The organism is Actinomycetota bacterium, assembly GCA_030774015.1.
Lineage (GTDB): Bacteria > Actinomycetota > UBA4738 > UBA4738 > JACQTL01 > JALYLZ01.
The window spans coordinates 1-6,490 of the sequence record JALYLZ010000149.1; the positions used below are offsets into that span (position 1 = coordinate 1).

The 6,490-nt window shown below is 66.7% G+C and carries 5 protein-coding genes and 1 pseudogene; 1 reads left to right on the plus strand and 5 read right to left on the minus strand.

Translation table 11 applies throughout. From position 1 onward, the window contains the following. Positions 1 to 142 precede the first annotated feature (142 nt). The 4 genes and pseudogenes from M3Q23_14910 to M3Q23_14925 form a co-directional block, all read right to left on the minus strand. Positions 143 to 889: a cytochrome b N-terminal domain-containing protein gene (locus tag M3Q23_14910; GenBank protein MDP9343350.1), complete on the minus strand. Its 747-nt coding sequence runs from the start codon at positions 887 to 889 to the stop codon at positions 143 to 145. A 38-nt stretch (positions 890 to 927) separates the two neighbouring features. Further along, positions 928 to 1,329 carry a 4Fe-4S dicluster domain-containing protein gene (locus tag M3Q23_14915; protein MDP9343351.1) on the minus strand — a complete coding sequence of 134 codons (402 nt, stop codon included), beginning with the start codon at positions 1,327 to 1,329 and terminating at the stop codon, positions 928 to 930. Between the two features lie 28 nt (positions 1,330 to 1,357). After that, positions 1,358 to 1,714, minus strand: a complete 357-nt coding sequence (locus M3Q23_14920; GenBank protein MDP9343352.1) for a hypothetical protein — start codon at positions 1,712 to 1,714, stop codon at positions 1,358 to 1,360. 325 nt (positions 1,715 to 2,039) lie between these two features. Then, positions 2,040 to 5,072: pseudogene (locus M3Q23_14925) on the minus strand (SBBP repeat-containing protein). Positions 5,073 to 5,311: 239 nt separating this feature from the next. On the opposite strand from M3Q23_14925, the gene M3Q23_14930 reads away from it, so the two are divergent. Further along, positions 5,312 to 6,040, plus strand: a complete 729-nt coding sequence (locus M3Q23_14930) for a cytochrome c biogenesis protein CcdA (protein MDP9343353.1) — start codon at positions 5,312 to 5,314, stop codon at positions 6,038 to 6,040. Between the two features lie 12 nt (positions 6,041 to 6,052). Here M3Q23_14930 and M3Q23_14935 read toward each other — a convergent pair whose 3' ends face one another. Beyond that, positions 6,053 to 6,295 (minus strand): hypothetical protein, encoded by a 243-nt coding sequence (locus tag M3Q23_14935; GenBank protein ID MDP9343354.1) that lies wholly within the window; start codon positions 6,293 to 6,295, stop codon positions 6,053 to 6,055. Positions 6,296 to 6,490: the final 195 nt, after the last annotated feature.

Here is a 6,490-nt window from a genome sequence, read left to right on the forward strand (position 1 = left end):
GCGGCGCGGTACGCCCGGACCGCCGCCGAGCGGGCCCGGCCCTCGGCGACCCTGCGATCCGTCCCCTTGGCCTGCTCTTCGGCCAGGATGCGGTCGAAGGTCTCCTGGTCGAGCGGAAGCTCTTCTCGCGCCACCAGCCCCCCTACAACGGTCCCGAGATGCCGCCGTCCTTGCGGATCCTCCAGAAGTGAACGGCCAGGAAGATGACCAGGACGAACGGCAATGCCAGCACGTGCAGCACGTACCACCGCAAGAGCGTGTTCGGCCCCACGCTGATCCCTCCCAGCAGCAGGAACTGCGACTGCTTGGCGATCAGCGGCACGTAGCCGGCGAGCGACGTCCCCACCGTGACGGCCCAGATCGACAGCTGGTCCCACGGCAGCAGGTAGCCGGTGAACGACAGCCCCAGCGTGAGGAACAGCAGCAGCACGCCCACCACCCAGTTGAACTCCCGCGGCGGCTTGTAGGCGCCCGTGTAGAACACCCGGGCCATGTGCAGGGCCACGGTGAACACCATGAGGTGCGCGCCCCACCGGTGGATGTTCCGCACCAGGTCGCCGAAGAACACGGTGCTGCGGATGGTCTGCATGTCCGCGTAGGCCGTCGCGCCCCCGACGTCCGCCGACGGCCGGTAGAAGAACATCAGGAAGATCCCAGTGATCGTGAGCAGGATGAACAGGAAGAACGAGATCCCACCCAGGCAGAAGGTGTAGGTCAGCTTCAGCCCGTGCCGCTTCACCTTCACCGGGTGCAGGTGGTACAGGACGTTGTTCATCATGGCCAGGGAGCGGTCCCTGGACGTGTCCCGGTAGCCCCTCCGGAAGATCGACCCCGGACGGAAGATCGACTTCCAGACCTCCGTGTCGCGAACCCGGTCCAGCAGCTCCATCGGCGACGGCGGCTTCAGCTTCACCCCTGCGTTTCCCCCTAGGCGTCTTCGGGCTGCTGCTGCGACATCGGCACGGCTCCCATGGTCCGGGGGCCGGCTCCCTCCTCCGGCAGGCGCGCGTAGTACAGGCAGTCGCTCGGGCAACGCTCCACGCACACCGAGCACCGGGTGCAGGCGTTGTCGTCCACCACGAAGATGGCGAACGCATCCCGGGTGTCGGCCTCCTCGGCCTGGTTCTGGGTCTGCTCGACGATGCCGGGGTCGAGCATGTAGATGCAGTTCCAGGGGCACACGTCCTCGCAGGCCCGGCACAGGATGCAGTAGTCCGGGTCCAGCATGAGGTGCTTCGGGGACTTCACCCCCTGCTTCAGCCAGTCGGGGTCGACCGACTCCACCCGGTAGTCCGTGTGGATGTCGACCTCGGTCTTCGTGAACGGCACTAGCGCATCACTCCCTCGTGTCGAACGCTCACCGGTAGCCTCCGGTCGGGCGGGTGTCCCCGCCCGTGCCCCGGACCTTCTGTCGCTGCTTCTGGAGCAGGTAGGCCACCAGGAAGAAGGCGCCGAACCATACCGTGATCCACCCCGCCGCGACGGCGTCCCGAAGCTTGGTGAGCCAGAACGACTGCCAGCGCAGCGTGTTCTGGGCGTAGTACAGCCAGAACGACGGGATCACCGCCAGGAAGATCAGGGCCGCGAACGCGATGGCCACGCACGTCACCACGGCAGTGGTCCACGTCCATTCCCAAGTCCGGAGGAACTGGTTTCCCCGCTCCACCAGGGGAGCGAGGCGCCGTTCGAGAGCCTTCGGAATCGGCAGCTTCATCCAGTCGAGTCCTCGACGTGTCCAGGCCCGGTGATTCTATCCGCCGTCCGGGAACGGTTGCACGCAGGCACGGTGACAGGTCTTGTGAACGGTTTCACAAGGATCATCCACACTATCCGATGAACGCCGGACCTGCGCAACTCACCTGCCCCGTCCCAGGCAGACCTGCGGACCCCTAGGCCTCGCAGTTCACCACGGTGTCACCCGAATCGGCCACGCAGGTGTCCGTGCCGGGGGCCCCCGTCGGCGGAGTCGTTGCCGGACACGCCGTCCTTGATCCCCAGGGTGTCGTCTCCGTCGTCCCCGTTCACCGTGTCGGAGCCCGCCCGCCGGTCAGCCGGTCGTTCCCCGCCCCACCGGACAGGTTGTCGTTGCCGCCTCCGCCGTTCGCCTGGTCGTTGCCGTCCCCGCCGGACATGACGTCGGGCCCAGGGGTCCCGGTCAGTCCGTCCGCTCCTCCGAGGCCAGACATCGTGTCTCCCCCGCCCGTGCCGGAGATGGAATTCGGACCGCTGTTGCCCGTCAGGCTGTCGGGGAAGGGCGAGCCGGTGATGTTCTCGAACCCGGCGAGGCCCGGGGTTCCAGTCGCTGACCCCGTCGAGAGGTTCACGGTAACGCCGGTGGAGTACTTGGCGTACTTGACCGTGTCTGTCCCCGCCCCTCCGCTTACGAGGGGACCCGAGGGGATGGCAGCTGACCCTTGCATCGCCAGGGCGTCCTTCCCCGGGCCGAGGTCAAGGCTGTAGGTGACGCTGGGATTCGCTCCCTGTACCTGAAGGGTGTCGGCCCCAGACCCCAGGGAGAGCGAGATGGAGCCCATCCCCGTCACGTCGATCTCGCCAGGCGACGCCCCGGTGAACGAAGTGGTGGGTGACGAGAAGGCCATGGTCACCACGTTCGGTACGGTGTCCGAAGTGTCCTCGAGCGTGGCGGTGCCTCCGTCGCCGGCATCCATGATCCGGAGCGTGCCCACGATGCCGTTCAGGGTGGAGCCGGCGTCAACGGTGTCGGAACCCCCCGCCCCCGAGTCAACCGTGGTGGTGATCCCCGGCGCGGTGGCGATAGCGTGCGCGGAGTCGCTGTCTGCGCCTCCGTTCACCGTAATGAAGGCCACTCCAGAGGCGGCCGTCGGGTTGTTGACCGTGATGGTGTCAGCGCCCGCTCCCGCATTCACCGTGATGGTCGTCTTGTTGGCGAGGTCCCACTTCGATGTGCCCACGGTGATCTCCACCGTCTGGAACCCGGAAATCACCGGTCCGTCGGTGACCCCGATGGTGTCCGGTGAATCGGTGGCCGAGATCGTGTAGGAGGCCGCAGGGCTGGTGTCGATGACGGTACCTGAGGCCACCTTGGCGACGAAGGCGTCGCCGTTTCCACCGTTGTACGAGAGATCCGGGCCACCCGTTGCGGGGAACGTCGTCTGATCGGAAAGGGTGACCCCGGTGATGTAGGCATTGCCGCCGGAATCCACTGCGATCGCGGTCCCTGAATCGGCGGCGCCGCCCCCGATGTAACCCGCGTACGTCAACCCGGAGCCGTCGGCCTTGACCTCGCCGACGAATGCGTCGTAGCCGCCGCCGTTGAACGTGAGGTCGGGGCCCCCCGTTACTGGGAAAGTGGTCTGGTCAGAGTACGTGAATCCGGTGACGTACGCGTTCCCCGAAGCGTCCACGGCAATCCCTAGGCCGAATTCAACCTCGCTCCCGCCGATATACCCGCAGTACACGAGGCCCGAGCCATCGGCTTTGACCTTCGCCACGAATGCGTCGTAGCCACCGTTGAAGGTCAGGTCTGGACCGACGGCGGCGGGGAAGGTGCGCTGGTTGGAATGCGCATTTCCCGTCACATATGCATTCCCGGAAGCGTCCACCGCGATGCCGTAGCCTTCGTCGAAGTCGAAGCCGCCGATATAGCCTGCGTAGTCGAGGGCTGAACCGTCGGACTTCACCTTGGCCACGAACGCGTCCTCGTTCCCGTTGAATGTCAGGTCCGGCCCCAGGGTCACCGGGAAGGAGGCTTGGTCCGATGACGTGCGTCCAGCGACATACGCGTGCCCGGACGCGTCAACGGCGATTCCGAGGCCGTCGTCGAAGTCGTTGCCTCCGACATACCCCGCGTAATCGAGGCCTGAACCATTCGCCTTGACCTTGGCCACGAAGGCGTCACTGCTGCCATTGAAGGTGAGGTCAGGGCCCCCCGTAACGGGAAAGGAAGCCTGGTCGGACAGCGTCTTGCCGGCGATGTAGGCGTTGCCCACGGAGTCCAGGGCGACGCCTTGGCCAGCGTCATAACCTGCGCCCCCGATATACCCCGAGTAGAGGAGGGCTGACCCGCTCGCATTGAGCTTGGCCACGAAGGTGTCGGTCGTGCCATTGAAACTCAGATCCGGCCCACCGAGGACAGGGAATGATGTCTGGTCCGAGGAAGTGGAGCCGACGACATAGGCGTCCCCTGACGAATCGACTGCGATTCCATAGCCCCCGTCGCTGCCACTGCCCCCGATGTAGCCCGCGTAGACCAGGCCCGAGCCGTCCGCCTTGATCTTGGCCACGAAGGCGTCGTTGCTGCCATTGAAGGTGACGTCAGGGCCCCCGCTGACGGGGAACGTGGCCTGGTCGGATCCGGTCCCCCCGGTGACGTAGGCGTTCCCGGAGGAATCCACTGCAATGCCGCTGCCGCCTTCGCCGGCGCTGCCTCCGATGTAACCCGCATAAACGAGGATGGCTGGGTCGATGATCAGGGGAAGGGAGGGATCATATGCGCCCAGATGGAAGCCGAATGTGCCGCCTGTACGCAAGTCGTAGGAGGCTGCCACATCGATCCTGCGGCCATCCACGATCTGGAAGGCATGAGGCGCCGCGTCGGAAAACCCTGCGCCTGCTTTGGCCACTCGCATAGCTCCGTCCGCTGTGAGATTCAGGCTCGTGGCGCCGCGGTAGGCCAGTTGCACGTCGCTCGGGTCCGATCTCGGCGCGAGGCGCAAGGTGTACTCGAGCTGGGAGGCGTTGCCCGCGAACGACAGACTCACTCCCGGCCACAGGTTCCGGTAGGCAACCTCGCCGAACGTCGGGATGCCCGTGATCCAATGGCTCTTGGGGCCGGTGAAATAGCTCACGTGTTCGTCGAGCCGCTCGCGACCTACTGGCTCAGTCCGCGAAGCGCCCGGGAACGAGAGCCGTACCGCCGCCCCCTGCTGGACGATGGAAAGCCCTGAGTTGGTGAAGCCGAGGGATGTCCGCGACCCCTGGACCAGGTAGCGGATGCGGTGGTCGGCTTGGCCCCGATTCTCGATGAAGGCAATGGGCAGGCCGTGGACGAGATCCGCGGCCCGTTGGCTCCGCTGGTCGGGCTCGGCCACCACCGGTACCGTCCGGGTCGTCGGGGCCCTGACGGCGGCAGGAAGCAGAAGCGGAATAAGGAACCGAACGCTGCGCACTTGCTTGCTGATGACCGTCCCCTTGCTTCGAGCGGACCGAATGTTCCCCCCGCCCGGAGATGAGGTCAAGGTCACCGACGCTGAGGGTCGCGACTCCGTCCGAATCCTAGACCCGCCCGTACACTCCGGCTGTGGAAGCACGGAGCGGCGCCTGAGCCTGCATGTTCGCTGACATCACCTCCGGCCTGTCGCAGTGGTGGGCCCCCGGGCTGGCCTTCGCCGCGGGCGTGGTCTCCTTCGCATCGCCATGCGTGTTCCCGCTCGTCCCCGGCTACCTGGCGTTCGTGTCGGGAGGGGAGAGGGAAGAGCACCGGCCGGTGCTGCCCATCCTGCTGTTCATCCTGGGGTTCGCGGTGGTGTTCACGCTGCTCGGCGTGTCGATCGGGGTGTTGAAGTTCGTCAAGAGCTCCCTCGGCCTGCGCATCGCCGGCGTGGTGGTGCTGGCGTTCGGCGTGCTGATGATCCTGTACGCATTTCGGATCGGGTGGCTCTCGCTGTACGCGGAGCGGCGGCCCTTCCTGTCGAGGGTCCGGCCCGGTCCGGCCGGGGCGCTGCCTTTGGGGATGGCGTTCGCCGCGGGCTGGACGCCCTGCTTGGGGCCGGTCCTGGGCGCGATCCTGACCCTGGCCGGCAGCCAGGGCAGCGCCTTTCAGGGAGGCGCGTTGCTGTTCGTGTACTCCCTCGGCCTGGGCCTGCCGTTCCTGCTGATCGGGCTGGGGGTGCGGCGGCTGATGGGCGCGCTCCAGTTCGTGAAGCGGAACTACCACTGGTTCGCCGGCGTCTCGGGCGCCGTGATGGTGGCGATCGGGATCCTGCTGGTGTCCGGCCTGTGGCAGCAGCTGCTGGTGCCGATCCTGAACAAGCTGTCCCGGGTCACCCCGCCGATCTAGCTGTAGGTCGCCTCAGGCCGAGCGGCGGAGGTCGCCGGGCTCCTCCGGGCCCGCGGCGAGCTGGTCCAGCACCGTCGGGGACGTCGCCGGGTGCTCCGGCAGCGTGCTCCTGGTCATGTCGTCCGCCGGGCCCGCCGATCGGGCGGAGCGGGTCAGCTTGCCTTCCAGGAACGCGAGCAGCGTGCCGATCGCCGCGGCGATGACGATGGCGATGGCCAGCGCCGGCCACACGTTGACGTCGGGAAATGCGGGCATCGCAACCTCCTCCTCGGTCCGGCTGCGATCCCTGTACCCCGTTCCCGGCGGAGGCATGCAACGAAATGCCGAAAAGGGGGTATCCATTTTGGTCCAGTACCCCAAGATGTTGGGGTCAGGGCCGTCCGCCCTTGATGGCGCGATAGGGGGCGGGGTCGGTGGCCACGGCCTGCTCCATGAGGCGATGAAACAGCA